Raw genomic sequence first — 18,623 nt, forward strand, 5'->3', positions numbered from 1 at the left:
GTCATGGCGCGCTGTCGTCGGGCGGAGCCGTCCGGTGCACGCTCCGTACGGCCGCCACATCGGCCGGGACCACCGGCCGCGGGACGTGCGCGCTGAGTGTCTCCAGGCGGCGCTTGACGCTCGCCGCTATGCCGTGGCCGAGCACGAAGCGGGTCGCGGTAGTGGCGCGGGGTGCGTGGTCGAGGAGGCGGTGGGCCTCGCGGCTGCGCATGCCGGTGTGGCTCAGGACGAGGTGGGTGAGGCGGTGCTCCGTCCCGGCCAGGGTCTGGGCGATGGTCTCGGCCGCGGTCAGGTCCACGTGATTGTCCGCGGCGCCGAGGACGGCCGCGGCCCGGACCCGGCCGAGATCCAGCAGGGTGACCCCGGCCGCGGTCGCCGCCGTCACCAGCCGGGCGGCCGCCTGCGCCCCGATGCCGTTGCTGGCGACGGACAGCCGGGTGAGCCGCCCGTGCGGCGCCCGTTCCAGGGCGGAGGCGAGTCGCAGGGCGCCCGCGTCGCCCAACCGGGCGGCGGACACGTACAGTTCGTCGATCGCACCCGCCGCGATCACCGCGGCGAGAGGTTCCGCGCCCGCCTCGCCCAGCGGGTTGCCGCCGACGAAGAGCCGTTCGATGCGGCGCCCGTTGACCGCGGCCGCGAGCAGCGCGTCCGCGAGGACGGTGGCGCCGGCCGCGTCGAGACCGGTCTGAACGAGGTCGAGGGTGCGCAGCGACCGGGCGGCCTCGAGGAGTTCGGCTGCCGCCCGGCCGCCGCCGCTGCCCAGCGGGTTGCGTTTCAGCCAGACGCCGGTGACCACCTGCGGTGAGGCGCGCAGCTGGTCGGCGATGCGGCAGGCGCCGCCCGCGGTGATGCCGTTGCAGCCGAGGTAGAGCGTCTCGACGTCGGCGCCCGTCCCGGCCACGGTGGCGGCGCCGTCGTCGCCGAGGGCGTCCGTGCCCAGCAGCAGGTGCCGCACCGGGGACGGTCCTTGCGACAGCGCCTCGGCGACCAGCGCCGCACCCTGTGCGCCCAGGCCCTGCTTGCACAGGTCGAGCCGCCCGTCCGGCAGTGCCGTACCGGCCGTGAAGTCCAGCCGCTCACCGGCCGGGCGGCCGGCGCGCAACCAGTCGAGCAGCGGGGCCAGTTCGGCGAGAGGGCGCGGCACGACCGGCGGCACCCCGGCGAAGCCGACGGTCTCCGCCTCCGAGTCCCCGCTCACCACTCCGCCTCCCGGTAGTCCTTCAGGAACACCCCGGACACGGGGTCCCCGGCCTCGCCGCGCACGATCGGGTCGTACACGCGGGCGGCCCCGTCGACGATGTCAAGCGGGGTGCGGAAGCCGGCGTCCGCCATGCGCGCCTTCTTCGGGGCCGGGTTCTCGTCGGTGATCCAGCCGGTGTCCACGGCGCACATGTGCACGCCCTGCTCGGCGAGTTCGGCGGCGCTGGTGCGGGTGAGCATGTTGAGGGCGGCCTTGGCCATGTTGGTGTGCGGATGGCCCGGCATCTTGTTGCGCACCGCGAACCGGCCCTCGACGGCCGTCACGTTGACGACGTACCGGCGCGGATGCGGCGAGGCGAGCAGCAGCGGCAGCAGCCGGTCGCAGAGCAGCGCCGGGGCGAGGGCGTTGACGAGCTGGGTCTCCAGGACCTCTGCCGGGTCGAGGGCGCCGAGCCGGGCCGACCAGGAGTTCTCGGGGGACGGGTCGGGCAGGAGCCCGGCCTCGTCGGCCTCGCGCAGCGCAGCCGGCAGGGACGCGGCGCCGCTCTCCAGCATCCGCATCGGCCGGAAACCGGGTGCCTGCCGTGCACCCTGCGGCAGCGCGTCGTACTCCCCGGCGGACAGCAGCGCGTACGACTCGGGTGGCCGACGCAGCGTCTGCGCCGCGTTGTTGACGAGGATGTCCAGCGGCTCGCCCTCCTGCCGCAGCTCCTCGCACAGGCCCAGAACCTGGCGCGGATCACGCAGGTCGACGGCGAGGACGGTCAGCCGGTCCAGCCACTTCGCACTGCCCGGCGCCTCCCGGAAGCGGCGCGCGGTGTCGTGCGGGAACCGCGAGGTGACCAGCACCTCCGCGCCGTCCCGCAGCATCATCAGCGCCAGCTGGAAGCCGATCTTCACACGGCCGCCGGTGAGCAGCGCCCGGCGACCGCTCAGATCGGTGGCCAGGGCGCGGCGGGCCGTGTTGTCGGCGGCGCAGTCGGGGCACAGCCGGTGGTAGAAGGAGTCGACCTGTCGATACGGCGACTTGCAGACGTAGCAGCTGCGCGCCTTGCGGAAGACGCCGCCCGTCCCGGGTACGGCGAGCGGGGCGTCCTCACGGCGGTCCGCCGCACCGGTCGCGGTCGCGGCCATCGCGGAGGCGTCGGCGGCCGTCACGGCTTCGCCTCGCATCCTGCGGCGCCGCAGCCGCCCGTCACGCGCGAAGGACGCGGCGACCTGCTCGGCCCGCAGGCGCAGGGGGTCGTCGACGGGCAGGGCGCGCAACTTGCCCACGACCTCGTGGAAGACGGCCAGCTCCGCCTCCGTGATCCCCTCGCCCATGTGCCGTCCCCGCCCGTGTCCGCCGTGCCGTGGTCCCGACCGGATTCGAACCGGCGTATCCGCCCTGACAAGGCGGCGAGTCTGCCTCTGCTCTACGGGACCGCGAAGGCACCCGGACGGCCGGATTCGAACCGGCGTGTTCGCCTGTGCAGGGCGGTGCGCCTGCCTCTGCGCTACGCCCGGATGCGCCCCCGGATCCTAACCGCACTCGCGCCGGCCGGTCGTAACGATTTACGCGCGGCCCCTGCGGTGCAACGGTGCCCGAAGGGGGTGAACACCATGGCACAGACCCATGAGTGGATGTTCTACGAGGTCATGTGGCGCGGCTGGGCGGGACGGGAGCGCATCCCGTACCCCGTTCCCTGGTGGGCGCAGCAGGCCTTCCGGCGCTGGAGCGACGACTTCGACTCCGGCACGTACGACTCGAAGGAGGCGGCCTTCGCCTCCAACGCCCTGTACCGCTACTGGCACATGGTCGGCGTCAAGGACCATCGCCAGGAGTCCCTGATCGGCCAGGCGGGCGAGATCGAGCCGGTCTACGACAAGTACTGCCTGTCCTTCTTCCTGCACGACCCGGCGTCCGGCGCACTCCGGCTGCCCCAACTTCCCGGTGGGGGACGTGTGGAGCAACGTATGGAGGCACCGCACCTGCCGGTCGTGCTGACGACGTTCCGCACACCGGAGGACATCGAGTTCGTGCAGCGCACCTTCGCAACGACCGTCGGCCCGGCCCAGCGGGATCTGGTCGTCACCCGGGTGACCGTGGGCAGCCCCACGGGGCGCCCGCGCGAGGGCCTGCTGTGCGCGGCGATGATGCCGGCCGGGCCGAGCGGCTTCCAGCGGCACGACCGCAACGGACACCGGATCACCGACCGGCGACTGACGTTCCTGCGCCATCTGCCGGACGAGCAGCGCGTGGCGACCAACTCCGGCTGGGGTCCGGTCTTCGACACCGCACCCGAGCAGTTCGGCGTCCACGGCAACACGGACCTCTCCTTCGATCCCGACACGTACCTGACGGGCAGCGCGTTCCACGACCTGGTCGTGGGCGGCAAGCTGAACGGCGCGCTCGAGGCACAGGACCAGGTCGCCGGGTTGTGCAGCGCGGTGTTCGCGTGGCCGTTCCGGGTGGCCGAGGACGAGGTCTTCGAGATCGACGTACGGCTGCCCGTCGACCAGTTCAGCGGGCCCGCCGACCTGGCGGAGCTGAAGGGGACGCCGGTGACCGAACTGGAGTCCCGCAACCGGGACTTCTGGACGGCGAAGCTGCTCGGGCAGGGTCTGCAGCCGGGACTTCCGCGTCCGGTCGCGCACCTCACCGACCTGTTCCGGCGAGCACGTTCACAGCTGCTGATCCTCTCCGACCACGGCGAGATCCACCCGGGGCCGACCGTGTACGACTCCTTCTGGATCCGCGACTCGTCCGTGGAGGCGACCGCCTGCTCCCTGGTCGGCGACTCCGCGCTGGCCGAACGACAGCTGGGCACCCACTACCCGCTGAAGTTCAACCACGGAACCGGGCGGATCGGACCCTGCGCCGAGTACGGCTTCTACGGCGGTCCGCACGAGAGGGACGACAACGAGTGGGACAGCAACGGCCAGGCACTGTGGGCGATCGGCCGCTACGACCGTACCGGCGGCCGGAGTTCGGCCTTCGGTGCCAGGCTGTACGTCCCGTACGTGCGCGACGCCGCCCGGTGGATCCGCGACAACCGTGACCAGTACGGCCTGCTGCACAAGGGCTGGAGCGCCGAGCACCTGGGCGAGCGCGACAAGCCCCACTACTGGGACGACTTCTGGGCGCTGGCCGGGCTGTACGAGGCGGCGCGTCTGGCCGAACGCATCGGGGCACCGGAGGTTCCCGAACTCTGGGGCATCTTCGACGACCTGAAGCGGGCGACGGGAGACTCCATCCGCTGGGTGCTGGAGGAGCAGCGGCGGCGCGGGGCGTGGGAGACGTACATCCCGACCGGCCCCGCCGACGTGGGCCGGCTCGACTCGACGATGATCGGTGCGGCCGCGTACTTCCACCCGCTGCGGCTGCACATGGGAAGCAAGCTGGGCGAGGACGTCGACCGGGCCGCCCGCTGCACGCTCGACACGATGTACTCCCATTTCGTCACCGGAGGGTTCCGGCACGAGGCGGCCTGGAACGCGTACGGCCCCTATCTGACCCTGCAGTTGGCGCACGCGTACCTGCTCGCAGGTGATCCCGCGCGGGCGGACGCGCTGCTCGGCTGGGTGGTCGGCGCGGGCTTCCCGAGCGTGGCGGGCCGGGCCGCGGCACTGGGCGCCTGGAACGAGCAGCACGCGTTCCCGGTGGCCTCCGACTTCCGTGAAGTCCCGTATGGTCGCTGGTACATGGGCGACATCCCGCACGGCTGGGCGGCCGCCGAGTACCTGCTGCTGATCCGCGACATCCTGTTCTTCGAGGCCGACGAGGACCGCGATCCGCATGTGTACATCGCGCCCGGTGTACGTCCGCACTGGGTTCCTGAGGGCGAGCAGGTCGTCGTGGACGGGGCGCCGACGCTGTTCGGGGAGCCGTTCGGCTACCGGCTGGCGCACGATCCGGCCGGGCGGACGGTGACCGTGGAGATCACCCAGGCGCCGCAGGGCGTGCGGTTCGTCCATCCGTGCCGCTTCGGTGCGGTGCGGTCGGCGTCGGCGGACGGGCGGGAACTCGCGGTCACGGGGCAGGACGTGCAGATCCCCGCCGGGACGTGGCGGTTCAGTGTGACGTACGCCTGAGCTGCAGGCGCTCCTTCTCGGACAGGCCGCCCCAGACGCCGAAGCGCTCGTCGTTGTCGAGCGCGTACTCCAGACAGGCGGAGCGCATCTCGCACATGCCGCAGATGCGCTTCGCCTCGCGCACCGAGCTGCCCGGTTCGGGGAAGAAGAAGTCCGCCCCGGTCTGCGCGCACAGCGCCTGGGCCTGCCAGTCGAGGCCGACGGGGTTGATCGTTTCGATGTGCATGAACGCGAGCGTGCCGCGCGGCGAAAAACGTTCGATCAACGCGCGATCAACGCGGCGCGCCGGGGCCTCCGCCGCCCTGATGATGCCGCCGCCCCGCACCGCGGCGCACGGCGGCGCGCGGAACGGATGAAAACAAGACGGTCGACATGAGTGACGGAAAGTGACGGAAGCGGCCTCTTCAGCCCGGTGCGGCGCTCCGGCAGCGATTGTCAGTGGGCGGTGCAAGACTCGGCAGTGCAGAGAACGGGCCCCTGCCAAGGAGGGCGAAGATGCTCACCACCCGTTTCGTCAACGGCTCCCCCAACTGGATCGACCTCGGCACGTCCGACATCGACGGTGCCACCGACTTCTACCACGCTCTCTTCGGCTGGCGGTTCCAGTCGGCGGGACCGGACGCAGGCGGCTACGGCTTCTTCCAGCTGGAGGGGAAGACCGCCACCGGCGCCATGCAGACCACTCCGGACCAGGGTCCGCCGTCGTGGACCGTGTACTTCCAGAGCGCGGACGCGGAGGCCACCGCCAAGGCCGCCGAGCAGGCGCACGGCAGGGTGCTCTTCCAGCCCATGGACGTGATGGGCCAGGGCACCATGGCGATCCTCGCCGACGAGGCGGGCGTGCCGTTCGGCATCTGGCAGCCCGGCCTGAACAAGGGCATCGACATCGCAAACGAACCCGGCTCGCTGGCCTGGGTCGAGCTGTACACGCCGGACATCGCCGCGGCCGCCGCGTTCTACAACGCGGCCCTCGGCCTGGAGACGTCGGCGGTCCCCTTCCCCGGCGGCACCTACACCTGTATCAACCCTGCCGGCGCCGGGGAGGACGCCATGTTCGGCGGTGTCGTCCCGCTGGCCGACGACCCGGTGGAGGCGGAGTCCGGTGCGTACTGGCTGCCGTACTTCGAGGTCACCGACACGGACGCGGTCGTCGCCAAGGCGCAGGAGCGGGGCGGAAAGGTCCGCATGCCCGCCACGGACATCCCGGACGTGGGCCGCATCGCCAAGCTCGCTGACCCGTACGGCGCACGCTTCGCGGTGATCAAGAGCGCACCTCGGCAGACCTGAGGCGCCGGAGGCTCAGGCGGAGGCGCGACGTACCAGCGTGGTGGGGACGACCACGTCGGCCGGCGCGTCTCCGGCCTCTTGGCCGGTGGTGGGACGGGGGTCCAGACGGCGGAGCAGGAGACGGGCCATCAGCCGGCCCATCTCCTCTATGGGCTGCCGGATCGTCGTGAGCGGCGGGTCGGTCTGTTCGGCGACGGGCAGCATGTCGTCGAAGCCGATCACGGCCACGTCGTCGGGCACCCGCAGCCCCCTCTCACGCAGTACCCGCAGGGCGCCCGCGGCGGTGAGGTCGTTCGCGGCGAACACGGCGTCCAGATCCGGGCAGCGGTCGAGGAGTTCACGCATCGCGCGCTCCCCCCCGGCCGGGGTGAAGTCGCCCTCGGCGACCATCCGGGGGTCGGCGTCGGGCATGACGTCCCGGAAGCCCTCGAGCCGGTCCACCGCGGACGTCTGGTCGAGGGCGCCGGTGATGTGGGCGATACGTGTGCGGCCGAGGCCCACCAGATGGCGTACGGCCTCGCGGGCGCCGCCGCGGTTGTCGCTGTCCACGTACTGCACGCCCGGCGTACCGTCGCCCCAGCCCGGCCGCCCCCCGAACACGGTCGGGACTCCGGCGCCCTGGATCAGGCCGGGCAGCGGGTCGTCGAGGTGCAGCGAGAAGACCAGGGCCCCGTCGACGTGCCCGCCGGCGAGATAGCGGCCGACGCGGGCGTGGTCGTCCCTGCCCTCGGTGAGGAGCAGCACCAGCTGGTTGTCATGGGCCGTCAGTTCCTTGCTGATGCCGCGGAGCTGCAGGGCGAAGAAGGGGTCCGCAAAGACGCGGGTCTCGGGCTCTGCGATGACCACGGCGACGGCGTCGTGCCGCCGGGTCACCAGGCTGCGGGCGGCCTGATTGGGCACGTACCCGAGCTCCTCCACGGCCTGCCGAACCCGCTCGACAAGGGTTTCGCGCACTCCGTCCCCACCGTTGACCACCCGAGACACGGTGGCCCGCGACACCCCCGCCCGCGCGGCCACGGCCTCCAGGGTGGGACGCTGGGCTGTGTCGGTCACGTCGGGGCTCCTCATCCGCGGTTGCGGATCAGGATAGCTGCGGCGGAGCGACGCCGTGAGAGCGCTCTCGTCAGGCGTCAGTGCTCGTGCGGCGCATGCGGCTCATACCCGGGAATCGTCCCGTCCGGCTTCTTCACCAGGAACAGCCCCACCATCCCCATGTCGGAGTGGCTCTGTACGTGGCAGTGGTACATCCATGCCCCGGCGCCCACTCCTTCCCCCGCGATCACCTGGAAGCCGAAGGAGTCGGCGGGGCCCACGATCTTGTTGTCGATGACCTGGCTGGGGTCGTCGGGGCCGGTGAGCAGGCCCGTGCGGTTGTCGGCCCAGCGGTGACCGTGCATGTGGAAGGTGTGGTAGTACTCGCCGTGCGTGATCACCACGAACTCGACGCGATCGCCCACGGTGGCCGCGAAGTTCGGGCCGGAATGCGCCGGCTTGTTGTTGATCGACATGTCGTTGAAGACGATCGTGTGGGTCGCGTCCGGGAGGATGTCGCCCTTTCTGCGCACGATCACGGGACCGTACAGGCCCTTGCGGATGCCGCCGGTGCCGTGCTCGGACCCGACGACGTGGTCGTGGTAGTGCCAGTAACCCGCGCTGCCCGCCCGCCAGGTGCCGTCCTTGCGGCGGCCGGGGGCGTGGGTGCGCCAGGTGTAGGTGCGGGTGCCGCCAGGCTCGACGTCGCTGTGGTTCACCTTCGTTCCGTCACTGGAGACTTCGTAGTCCAGCCCGTGGACGTGCAGACTCGTCGCGACATCCGTCGTGTTCTCGAACTCGATGTGCAGCGTGTCGCCTTCGTTGAGCTCGATGAGCGGCCCGGGGATGCTCGCCCTGCCCTTCTCGAAGCCGTAGCCCATCTGTCCGTCGGTGAGCTTCTCGGCGTACAGCTTGATGTGCTTGACCTCGCCTCCGGCCGGTGCGGTCCGTGCCGGCGCGTCGGCGCTCACGGCCGCGGGAGCCATGGATAACGATGTCAGGACCGCCGTACCGCCCAGCAGCACCCGCCGGTTGAACCCTCGTCTGTCCATGCCGAACTCCCCACCCTGGTACGGAATTTACGGAGACGAAGCGGACGTGCCTGTGATGAACCTGTGAGACGGTAGTGGCCCCGCGCCCGTTTATCCACACTCAGGACAAAGTTCATGCCATTCCGGTCATAGCTATTGGCGAGTCGAGCAAAGGGGTCTAGCTTCCTTGGCGCTGTTGCTGTGACCGAGGAGGTGCCCATGCACTTACGAGGGTTGAGCACAAGAAACGCGAGCAGACGGGCTCTGGTGGCCACCGTGACCACCGGACTCCTCGCCGCAGGCCTGCTGTCCGGCCCCGCCGCCACCGCGCGCCCGGCGCCGGAACCGACCCCGACAACGATGTCCGTCAAGTCGCCCCCGGGCGGCGCCAACGTACGGGTGCTGATTTTCCACGGGTCCGCCGCCGCCGGGGACGAGTCGCCGGTCGTGAACGCCGGAATCGAGGCCATCGAGAAGATCGGCCTCTCCGGCCCGGCGGACCTGCGCTTCAAGGTCGAGGCCTCGGACGACGCCTCGGTCTTCACCGACGAGACCGAACTGGGCCGTTACAACGCGATCGTGTTCCTGACCGGCGGCGGGGACGTCCTCGATCCCGAGCAGGAGGCGGGCCTTGAGGCCTACATGGAGGCGGGCGGCGGCTTCGTCGGCATCCATGACGCGGCCCGCGCGGAGCCGTACTCGGACTGGTTCACCGGCCTGGTCGGCGCCCGGCCGGCCGCGTCCAGCCCGGCGAACGTACAGCGGGCCACCGTCGAGGTCGGCGACCGTCAGCACCCGGCCACCAAGGACCTTCCGCTGCAGTGGAAGCGCCCCGACCAGTGGTTCAACTGGGTGAAGAACCCGTCCGGCGACGTGCACACCGTCGCGCGGGTGCGCGAGTCGACGTATCAGCCCGGCGCCGGCAAGAACGGCTGGGACCACCCGGTCAGCTGGTGCCGCGACTACGACGGCGGCCGCTCCTTCTACACGGGCATGGGCGGCACGGTGTCGTCGTACGACGAGACGGACTTCCGTACGCACCTGCGTGGCGCCCTGCTGTGGACCACGCGCCTCGTGCAGGCCGACTGCAAGGCGACCATCACCGGCAACTACAAGGCGGAACGCCTCACCCAGCCCAACCGGCCCGGCCAGAACGACCAGATCGGTGAACCGCACGGCCTGGTCGCCGCGCCCGACGGCCGCGTGCTCTACATCGGCCGGGGCGGCGCCGACTCCTCCCAGCCCGTCGTCACCGACTGGAACAACCCCGACATCGGCAAGGGCAAGGGCCAGATCCACGTCTACGACCCGCAGACCAAGAAGGTCACGCTCGCCGGCGAGTTGACCGTCTTCGGCAACAAGGGCGGCGGCGACGAACTGGTCAAGGTCGAGGAAGGCCTCCTCGGCATCGAGCTCGACCCGCGCTTCGAGCAGAACGGGTGGGTGTACCTGCACTACACGCCCCACTCGCAGATCAACCGCGACACCCGTATGGCCGAGCGGCGCGTCTCCCGCTTCACCCTCGACCTCGCCACGAACAAGCTCGACCTGAGCAGCGAGAAGGTGCTGCTCAAGTGGCCGGTGCAGATCCACAGTTGCTGTCACGCGGGTGGCGGGATGACCTGGGACTCCAAGGGCAACCTGTACATCGCGACCGGCGACAACAACTCCAGCCGCTTCAGCGACGGTTACTCGGGCAACAACCCCGAGCCGAACTTCAGGGGCGTGTCCTTCGCCGACGCGCGGCGCACCGCCGGCAACACCAACAACCTCAACGGCAAGATCCTGCGTATCCACCCGGAGCCCGACGGCACGTACACGCTCCCGTCCGGCAACCTCTTCACCGGGCAGGAGACCGACGAGGGCGGTGGGAAGACCCGCGGCGAGATCTACGTGATGGGCGTCCGCAACCCGGCACGCATCTTCGTCGACAAGAAGACCGACGTCCTCTACGCGGGCTGGGTAGGCCCTGACGCGAGCGCCCCCTCGACGACCTGGGGTCCGGCCAAGTACGACACCTTCGCCGCCATCACCGAGGCGGGCAACCGCGGTTGGCCGTACTGCATGGGCAACAAGCAGCCCTACCGGGACCGCAACCTGCCGGATCCCTCCAAGCCGCTCGGCTGGTACGACTGCGACCACCCGAAGAACGAGTCGCCGAACAACGACGGCCTCGTCAACCTGCCACCGGTCACGGGGAACAACATCTGGTACTCGCCGCAGGGCGGAGCACCGGACTACCCGCGCGACGCGAACGGCGTCCCCTCCTACAAGCAGGAGGAGGCGAGCTATCTGCTGCCGTGGCTCAAGGGCGGCGGGCAGGCCGCGATGAACGGGCCGGTCTACCGGTACGACGCGGCGAGCACGAGCGCGGCGAAGTGGCCCTCGTACTGGGACGGCAAGTGGTTCGTCGGCGACTTCTACGACGCCGACCAGCCGCGCAACGCGGTCGTCACGGACCCGAGGACGCAGGGTGACGGCGGGCTGCCGGTGCACTCGGAGTCGCTGAAGAGGATCGTGCCGACCGGCAACGACGGCATCAAGAACCTCATGGACTGGAAGTTCGGTCCGGACGGCGCCCTGTACGTCCTCGACTACGGCCGCGGCTTCTTCACCTCGGACGCCAAGTCCGCACTGTGGCGGGTCACTTACACGGGCGGCGGGCCGACACCGGCCGCCGATCAGCTGGCGAGAGGGGCACAGTGATACGGCACCGAAGAATCTGGACGGTCCTGCTGGCCGCCGTACTGATGACGCTCGGGCTGCAGGCCACACCCGGCAGCGCGCGGACCGCGCCGACAGCCGCCGCCGCTCAGGTGCTCACCTGGACCGCCGGCGACGACATCACCAAGTACACCTCGGCGCCCGCCACGGCGGTGGCGGGCACGGCGACGATCGTCTTCGAGAACAGCACGGCGACCGGCAACACCACCGGCATGCCGCACACGTTGACCTTCGAGACCTCCGATCCCGAGTACAACAACGACGTCCAGCTCAACATCCTCGCCAACCCCAACGACGACCAGGGCGGCCGGCACACGGCCGAGGTCACCCTCACCCCGGGCCGCTACTTCTACCACTGCACGATCCCCGGACACGGGCAGATGCAGGGCATCCTGGTGGTGACCGAGGGCGGCGGCCAGGACACCACGGCTCCCGAGACGTCCGCGAGCGTCAGCGGAACGCAGAACTCGCAGGGCCAGTACGTCGGTTCGGCGAGCGTGACCGTGGGCGCCACCGACGAGGGCGGCTCCGGCGTCGACCGTGTCGAGTACGCGATCGGCGACACGGGCGCCTGGCAGCCGTACACCGCGCCGGTCGTCGTCGACCAGGTCGGCAGCCACCAGGTTCGGTACCGGGCCACCGACAAGGCCGGCAACGTGTCGGCGGAGAAGTCCGTCGAGTTCACCGTCGTCGCCCCGCCGTCGGACGACACGACCGCGCCGGAGACGTCGGCGACGGTCAGCGGCGAGCGCAACCCCGACGGGGCCTACGTCGACATGGCCACGGTCACCGTCACGGCCTCCGACACCGGATCGGGGGTCAACACGATCGAGTACGCGGTCGACTCCGGGTCCTGGCAGCCCTACACCATGCCCGTGATGGTGCACCAGCTCGGCAGCCACACCGTGCGCTACCGGGCCACCGACAAGGCGGGCAACGCCGCGGCCGAGAAGAGCGTCGCGTTCACAGTCGTCTCCGCGCCCCCGCAGGACACGACACCGCCGGTGACGGGCGTGACCGTGGACGGGACGCGGAACTCCGACGGGGCGTACGTCGGGAACGCAAAGGTGACGGTCAGCGCCACCGACGGGGGCGGTTCCGGCGTCGCGAGCGTCGAGTACTCGCTCGACGGTGGGCCCTACCTGGCGTACACCGCTCCCGTCCTCGTCGATCGCGCGGGTGCCCACACCGTGGCGTACCGGGCGAGCGACAAGGCCGGCAACACGTCCGAGGCGCGCACCGTGAGCTTCACGGTGGTGGCGGGCGGCGGAGTGCCGGCGCCCAACTGCCCGGAGTACGACGAGCGGTTGACGGTCATCGTCGGCACGGTCGACTCGGGGGTGCCCAACCGGGTCACCGACAACCGGTGCCGGATCAACGAGTTGATCGAGGACGAGAAGGAGTGGACGTCCCACGCGCTGTTCCTCAAGCACGTGAAGACGGTCCTGGACCGGCTCCTGAAGGAAGGGGTCGTCGACCGGCGCGAGTACAACGCGATCCAGAAGGCGGCCCGCCGGTCCGGTATCGGTGAACCGGGGCAGACGGAGGGCTACCGCAAGATCTTCGACGGCAGCGCGGACTCCCTCGCACGCTGGGAGCAGGTCGGCGGTGGTTCGTTCGCACTGAACACCGACGGGTCGATCACCAGCGGCACCACGAAGCCGGGCCTGGGCATGCTGTGGTTCCCGCAGCGCAAGTACGGCGACTTCTCGCTGAGGCTGCAGTGGCGGGACGACGCCCCGGGCACGGGCAACGCCAACTCGGGTGTCTTCGTCCGGTTCCCGTGGGTGCACGACCATCCGGAGGAGTCACGGCCGGAGTGGGTCGCCATCAAGTACGGGCACGAGGTGCAGGTGCTGGACCGGCCCGACGGCGACATGTACAAGACGGGCTCGGTCTACGGCTTCGACCGCGTGGGCCTGGCCGGCGCGGGCGTGACGCAGAAGGGCACCTGGAACGACTACGAGATCCGCGTGGTCGACCAGCACTACTCGGTCTACCGCAACGGCGTGCTGATCAACGAGTTCGACAACATCGGCGGTCTGGACTTCACCCCGCCCCGCTCGGACGACCCGGGCACGGACGGGCGGCGGTTCGCCTCCGGCTACATCGGGCTGCAGGTGCACGGCACGACGGACGTGATCTCGTACCGGGACATCCGGATCAGGGAACTGTAGGTTCCGTGGGCGGCGCCTCCGGTGGGGGCGCCGCCTTCTTCGCCCTGCTCGGCTGCACCCGCTTGGGCTCGCCCGGCATCTTCGGGTACTCCGGCGGATACGGCAGATCGCCCAGCCCGTGGTCGTGCTCGTCGCGGCGGGCGAGTTCGAGCAGGGCGTCGAGGGAGAAGGCGTGGTCGTCCATGTCCGCGTGCACATCGCCGAGTTCGGCGAAGCGCGCCGGCATCGACGCGATGTCGAAGTCCCGGGGCTGAGCCACGTCGACCTCCTCCCAGCGCAGGGGCGCCGAGACCGGAGCGTGCGGGCGGGGCCGTACGGAATACGCGGAGGCGATCGTACGGTCGCGGGCCGTCTGGTTGTAGTCGATGAAGATGCGCTCGCCGCGTTCCTCCTTCCACCACTTGATCGTCACCCGGTCCGGCATCCGGCGCTCCATCTCCCGCCCGATGGCGATGGCGGCCCGTCTGACCTGGGTGAAGGTCCATCTCGGCTGGATGGGCACGAAGACGTGCAGGCCGCGGCCGCCGGAGGTCTTGGGCCAGCCGCGCAGACCGCCGAACTCGTCGAGCACGGCACGCAGTTCGTGGGCGGCTCGGGCGGCGTCGGCATAGTCGGTGCCGGGCTGCGGGTCGAGGTCGATACGGAGCTCGTCGGGGCGGTCGACGTCGTCGCGGCGCACCGGCCAGGGGTGGAAGGTGAGCGTGCCGTACTGCGCGGCCCACAGCACGGCGGCCTCCTCCGTGGGGCACATCTCGTCGGCGCTGCGGCCGCTGGGGAAGGTGATGTGGGCGGTCGGGATCCAGTCGGGCATGTTCTTCGGGGCCCGCTTCTGGAAGAAGGACTCGCCGGTCACGCCGTCCGGGTAGCGCTCGAGGGTCGTGGGACGGTTGCGCAGGGCGCGGAGGATGCCGGGGCCCACGGCGACGTAGTACCGGGCGAGGTCCAGCTTGGTGAAGCCGCGCTCCGGGAAGAAGACCTTGCCGGGACTGGACAGCCGTACGGTCCGGCCGCCTGCTTCCAGTTCCACCGCTTCACCCATGCGAGCCACGGTAGGCGTTCGCCCCATGCCTCGCACACCGGGCGACCGACCGGAAAAGCGCGCAGAATCGGGAGCATGGATCTGCCGGTCATGCCCCCTGTGAAGCCGATGCTCGCCAAGTCCGTGGCCAGGATCCCGCCGGGGATGCAGTACGAGGCGAAGTGGGACGGCTTCCGGGCGATCGCGTTCCGCGACGGGACCGAGGTCGAGTTCGGCAGCCGTACGGGCAAGCCGCTGACCAGGTACTTTCCCGAGCTCGTGGTGGCTTTGAGGGAGCGGGTGCCCAAGCGGTGTGTGCTGGACGGGGAGATCGTGATCGCGCGGGAGGGGCGGCTCGACTTCGACGCGCTGACCGAGCGCATCCATCCGGCGGACTCCCGGGTGCGGATGCTCGCAGAGAAGACTCCCGCCTCGTTCGTCGCCTTCGACCTGCTGGCGCTCGCGGACGAGTCGCTGCTGGACGTTCCGCTGAGCGACCGGCGGGCGCTGCTCGAACGGGCGCTGTCCGGCGTGACTCCCCCGGTGCACCTGGCGCCCGCGACGACCGACGTCGAGGTGGCCGGGCAGTGGTTCGAGCAGTACGAGGGAGCCGGCCTCGACGGTGTCGTCGCCAAGCCGCTCACCCTGCGCTACCACCAGGACGAACGCGTCATGTTCAAGGTCAAGCACGAGCGCACGGCGGATGTCGTCGTCGCGGGCTACCGCCTGCACAAGAGCGGGCCCGTCGTGGGCTCACTGCTGCTCGGCCTCTACGACGACCGGGGCACCCTTCAGCACGTGGGGGTCTCCGCCGCCTTCCCCATGAAGCGGCGCGCCGAGCTGATCGAGGAGCTGGAGCCGCTGCGCATGGACGACGTCGCCGGGCACCCGTGGGCGGCCTGGTCGGACGAGGCCGCCCACGAGGCGGCACGGCTGCCCGGCGCTCCCAGTCGCTGGTCCGGAAAGAAGGACCTGTCCTGGGTGCCGCTCAGACCGGAGTGGGTGGCCGAGGTGGCGTACGACCACATGGAGAACGGGATGCGCTTCCGGCACACGGCCCGCTTCCGCCGCTGGCGCCCGGACCGGACGCCGGAGAGCTGCACGTACGCGCAGCTGGAGGAGCCGGTGCGCTACGACCTGGACGAGATCCTCGGCTCGCCCTGACCGCTCACGGCGTCATCAGCACCTTCACCGCGCCGTCCTGCTTCTTCTGGAACATCTCGTACGCGTGCGGCGCCTCGGACAGCGGCACCCGGTGGGTGGCGAAGTCGTCGACGCCGAGCGGGTCCTCGTCCGTCAGGTACGGCATGATCTCGTCGCTCCAGCGGCGCACGTTGGCCTGGCCCATCCGGATCTGGATCTGCTTGTCGAACAGGGTGAGCATCGGCATCGGGTCCGCCGTGCCGCCGTACACGCCGACGAGCGACAGCGTGCCGCCGCGCCGCACCAGTTCGATGGCGGTGTGGAGGGCGGCGAGCCGGTCGACGCTGAAGCGCTCCGCGAAGGGGCCGCTGAGCTTGCGGGGCAGCAGGGACGAGGCCTGCTGGGCGAGGCGGGCGGCCGCGCTGCCGTGCGCCTCGGTACCGACGGCGTCGATCACCGCGTCGGGGCCGCGGCCGTCGGTCTCGTCGCGGATCGCGGCGACGAGCTCCTTCTCGTTGTCGAAGCTCCTGAGGTCGTACGTCTCCACGCCCCGGGCCTTCGCCCGCCGCAGCCGCTCACTGACCAGGTCCACGCCGAACACCCGCCCGGCACCGCGCACCTGGGCGACGCGGCAGGCCATGTCGCCGATGGGTCCGAGGCCGAGCACGGCGATGCTGCCGCCCTGGGGGATGTCCGCGTAGGCGACCGCCTGCCAGGCGGTGGGCAGGACGTCGGAGAGGTAGACGAAGCGGTCGTCGGGCGGACCCTCGGGGACCTTGATCGGGCCGAACTGCGCCTGCGGGACGCGCAGGTACTCGGCCTGGGCCCCGGGTACGGCGCCGTAGAGGCGGGTGTAGCCGAACAGGGCTGCGCCCATGCCCTCGCCGGTGACCTGGGTGGTCTCGCACTGGGTGGGCAGTCCGTTGAGGCACATCCAGCAGTCGCCGCAGGCGATCTGGAACGGCACCACGATCCGGTCGCCCGCCATCAGGTCCGGCACCCCGGCGCCGACCTCCTCGACGATGCCGATCGGCTCGTGGCCGAGGATGTCTCCCGGTGTCATGAACGGGGTGAGCACCTCGTAGAGATGCAGGTCGGAGCCGCACAGCCCGGTGGAGGTGATCCGGATGACGGCATCGGTCGGCTCCTTGATCCTCGGGTCGGGCACCTCCTCGACCCGTACGTCCCGCTTGCCCTGCCACGTCACTGCCCTCATCGCGCCGCGCTCCCTCCGCACGTCCGGATCCTGCGGTTACGCCCGGGTACCCGGGCGGGCCGCACCGAACCGCGGTATGGGCTGATCAGAGTATTAAACGAGCGCAATCAGAACTAATCGGGTATAGCACCGATAACCCTATGGGCGCACAATCAATGACACGAGACTTGGTGGCAACGGTGGGCATGGAACGCACTACGCGCTCGTGGCGCGTCGCGACGACAGCGGCGCTGCTGGCCGCCACGGTGACGGCGTCCCTGACGGGCTGCACGGGAGGGCGGGACGGCGGCGCGTCACGCCCGGCGATCGACGACGGGCGGGGGACGGACCAGCGGCAGGAGCAGACCCCGAGCGCGGCGCCCGTTGGCTCGGTACTCGCCGTGAAGATCGACAACGCGAGCGCCGCCCGTCCCCAGACCGGCCTGAACTCCGCCGACGTCGTGTACACCGAGCAGGTCGAGGGCGGGCTGAGCCGGCTGATGGCGGTGTACGCCACCAAGCTCCCGAAGACCGTCGGGCCGGTGCGCAGCGCCCGCGAGTCCGATCTGGAACTGCTGCGCCAGTTCGACCACCCGATCCTCGCGTTCTCGGGAGCACAGCGCAAACTGCTGCCACTGATCGACAAGGCGCCGCTGGAGGCGATGCCGCCCGGCAAGGTGTCCGGCGCCTACTACCGCGGCACCGACAAGTCCGCACCGCACAACCTCTATCTGCGTCCCGGCGAACTGCTGCCCACCGCCCCGGGCCCGGCCGCGCTGACCACCGGTTTCCAGTACGGCGACGCGCCCGAGGGCGGCAGGGCGGAGGCCTCGCGCACCGTCCGCTACCCGGCGACCCGCTTCACCTTCACCTGGTCCGGGAGCCGGCACCGCTACCTGGTCGCGATGGACGGTACGCCCACCGTCACGACCGACGGAAAGCCGGTGACGCCCGCGACTGTGGTCGTGCAGTACGTGAACGTGCGCAAGTCCGGCTTCCGCGACTTCCTCGGCAACAACACGCCGTACACGGAGACGGTCGGCTCGGGGAAGGCACAGGTGCTGCGCGACGGACGCACCTACGACGTGCGGTGGAAGCGCGAGAAGGCGACCGACGGCACGAAGTTCACGACCGGGGACGGCAAGCAGGTGAACTTCGCCCGGGGGCAGGTGTGGGTGGTCTTCGCGAAGGCGTGATCAGCCCTGGCCGACGAGGGGTTCCCCGGGATTGCGGAGCCCCTCCGCCGCGTCCGAGACGCGCCGGATCAGATCAAAGAAGAGGGTCTGCTCCTCGGCGGACAGCGGGGCCAGGAAGACCTGGTTCATCCGGGCCGTGCGCACCGTCAGCTTGCGGTGGGCGCGCATCCCGTCCTCGGTGAGGCGCAGCAGGAACCGGCGGCCGTCCTGGGGGTCGCGGACCTTGTCGAGCAGCTCGCGGCGAGTGAGCCGGCTGATCACCTCGGCGACGGTGGACCGGTCGAGCCCCACCCGCTCCCCCACCGTGCGCTGGTCGAGGCCCGGCTCGGCGACGAGCGCGTTGAGGACCGCGAACTGCGGCGAGGTGATCTCCTCGGACACCATCGCGTTCCACAACAGGTAGTGGGCCTGCTGCAGTCGCCGGGCCAGGTGCCCGGGATGGGTGGAGAGATCCGCCGCGGCCATGTGTGCTCCCCAGGTCGTATTCGTACGTGCACTGAACAATACCCGGGGTGACGCCTCACTGTCTGCGAGATCCCCACCTAC

The 18,623-nt window shown here is 70.6% G+C and carries 14 protein-coding genes and 2 tRNA genes; 6 read left to right on the plus strand and 10 right to left on the minus strand.

Annotated features, from left to right (window positions below; all coding sequences use genetic code 11):
• Position 1: 1 nt before the first annotated feature.
• The 4 genes from ABZO29_RS08605 to ABZO29_RS08620 all read right to left on the minus strand — a co-directional run bounded on the left by ABZO29_RS08605 (position 2) and on the right by ABZO29_RS08620 (position 2,706).
• Positions 2 to 1,198 carry a ribonuclease inhibitor gene (locus ABZO29_RS08605; RefSeq protein WP_367319549.1) on the minus strand — a complete coding sequence of 399 codons (1,197 nt, stop codon included), beginning with the start codon at positions 1,196 to 1,198 and terminating at the stop codon, positions 2 to 4.
• Positions 1,195 to 2,523, minus strand: coding sequence for an SDR family NAD(P)-dependent oxidoreductase (locus ABZO29_RS08610; protein ID WP_367319550.1), 1,329 nt, complete (start codon positions 2,521 to 2,523; stop codon positions 1,195 to 1,197). The genes ABZO29_RS08605 and ABZO29_RS08610 overlap by 4 nt, the downstream gene beginning before the upstream one ends.
• A 30-nt stretch (positions 2,524 to 2,553) precedes the next feature.
• Positions 2,554 to 2,625: transfer RNA gene (locus ABZO29_RS08615), tRNA-Asp, on the minus strand.
• A 9-nt stretch (positions 2,626 to 2,634) separates the two neighbouring features.
• A tRNA-Cys gene (locus ABZO29_RS08620) sits at positions 2,635 to 2,706 on the minus strand.
• 96 nt (positions 2,707 to 2,802) lie between these two features.
• On the opposite strand from ABZO29_RS08620, the gene ABZO29_RS08625 reads away from it, so the two are divergent.
• A complete protein-coding gene (locus ABZO29_RS08625; protein ID WP_367319551.1) occupies positions 2,803 to 5,274 on the plus strand; it encodes a hypothetical protein in 2,472 nt (823 codons plus the stop codon).
• Here ABZO29_RS08625 and ABZO29_RS08630 read toward each other — a convergent pair.
• Positions 5,255 to 5,500 carry a WhiB family transcriptional regulator gene (locus ABZO29_RS08630; protein ID WP_367319552.1) on the minus strand — a complete coding sequence of 82 codons (246 nt, stop codon included), beginning with the start codon at positions 5,498 to 5,500 and terminating at the stop codon, positions 5,255 to 5,257. The genes ABZO29_RS08625 and ABZO29_RS08630 overlap by 20 nt on opposite strands.
• Positions 5,501 to 5,769: 269 nt before the next feature.
• On the opposite strand from ABZO29_RS08630, the gene ABZO29_RS08635 reads away from it, so the two are divergent.
• Positions 5,770 to 6,561 (plus strand): VOC family protein, encoded by a 792-nt coding sequence (locus ABZO29_RS08635; protein ID WP_367319553.1) that lies wholly within the window; start codon positions 5,770 to 5,772, stop codon positions 6,559 to 6,561.
• A gap of 12 nt (positions 6,562 to 6,573) precedes the next feature.
• Here the strand turns inward: ABZO29_RS08635 and ABZO29_RS08640 are convergent, their stop codons facing one another.
• Positions 6,574 to 7,614: a LacI family DNA-binding transcriptional regulator gene (locus tag ABZO29_RS08640; RefSeq protein ID WP_367319554.1), complete on the minus strand. Its 1,041-nt coding sequence runs from the start codon at positions 7,612 to 7,614 to the stop codon at positions 6,574 to 6,576.
• 77 nt (positions 7,615 to 7,691) lie between these two features.
• On the minus strand, positions 7,692 to 8,645 hold the full coding sequence (locus ABZO29_RS08645; RefSeq protein WP_367319555.1) for a multicopper oxidase domain-containing protein: 954 nt from the start codon (positions 8,643 to 8,645) through the stop codon (positions 7,692 to 7,694).
• 198 nt (positions 8,646 to 8,843) lie between these two features.
• Between ABZO29_RS08645 and ABZO29_RS08650 the strand changes: the two genes are divergently transcribed.
• Together ABZO29_RS08650 and ABZO29_RS08655 are read left to right on the plus strand one after the other, a co-directional pair.
• Positions 8,844 to 11,330 (plus strand): ThuA domain-containing protein, encoded by a 2,487-nt coding sequence (locus ABZO29_RS08650; protein ID WP_367319556.1) that lies wholly within the window; start codon positions 8,844 to 8,846, stop codon positions 11,328 to 11,330.
• Positions 11,327 to 13,525 carry a family 16 glycoside hydrolase gene (locus ABZO29_RS08655; protein ID WP_367319557.1) on the plus strand — a complete coding sequence of 733 codons (2,199 nt, stop codon included), beginning with the start codon at positions 11,327 to 11,329 and terminating at the stop codon, positions 13,523 to 13,525. Before ABZO29_RS08650 ends, ABZO29_RS08655 begins: the two co-directional genes overlap by 4 nt.
• Here the strand turns inward: ABZO29_RS08655 and ligD are convergent.
• Positions 13,512 to 14,564 (minus strand): non-homologous end-joining DNA ligase, encoded by a 1,053-nt coding sequence (gene ligD, locus ABZO29_RS08660; protein ID WP_367319558.1) that lies wholly within the window; start codon positions 14,562 to 14,564, stop codon positions 13,512 to 13,514. The two genes, ABZO29_RS08655 and ligD, sit on opposite strands and share 14 nt — an antisense overlap.
• A 75-nt stretch (positions 14,565 to 14,639) precedes the next feature.
• On the opposite strand from ligD, the gene ABZO29_RS08665 reads away from it, so the two are divergent.
• On the plus strand, positions 14,640 to 15,707 hold the full coding sequence (locus ABZO29_RS08665; protein WP_367319559.1) for an ATP-dependent DNA ligase: 1,068 nt from the start codon (positions 14,640 to 14,642) through the stop codon (positions 15,705 to 15,707).
• 4 nt (positions 15,708 to 15,711) lie between these two features.
• Here ABZO29_RS08665 and ABZO29_RS08670 read toward each other — a convergent pair whose 3' ends face one another.
• Complete coding sequence (locus tag ABZO29_RS08670; RefSeq protein WP_367319560.1) at positions 15,712 to 16,902, minus strand: zinc-dependent alcohol dehydrogenase; 1,191 nt, start codon at positions 16,900 to 16,902, stop codon at positions 15,712 to 15,714.
• A 185-nt stretch (positions 16,903 to 17,087) separates the two neighbouring features.
• Between ABZO29_RS08670 and ABZO29_RS08675 the strand changes: the two genes are divergently transcribed.
• Positions 17,088 to 18,077, plus strand: a complete 990-nt coding sequence (locus tag ABZO29_RS08675; RefSeq protein ID WP_367319561.1) for a DUF3048 domain-containing protein — start codon at positions 17,088 to 17,090, stop codon at positions 18,075 to 18,077.
• Here the strand turns inward: ABZO29_RS08675 and ABZO29_RS08680 are convergent, their stop codons facing one another.
• Positions 18,078 to 18,542: a MarR family winged helix-turn-helix transcriptional regulator gene (locus ABZO29_RS08680; RefSeq protein WP_367319562.1), complete on the minus strand. Its 465-nt coding sequence runs from the start codon at positions 18,540 to 18,542 to the stop codon at positions 18,078 to 18,080.
• Positions 18,543 to 18,623 lie beyond the last annotated feature (81 nt).

The organism is Streptomyces sp. HUAS ZL42 (assembly GCF_040782645.1).
In the GTDB taxonomy this organism is placed as follows: domain Bacteria; phylum Actinomycetota; class Actinomycetes; order Streptomycetales; family Streptomycetaceae; genus Streptomyces.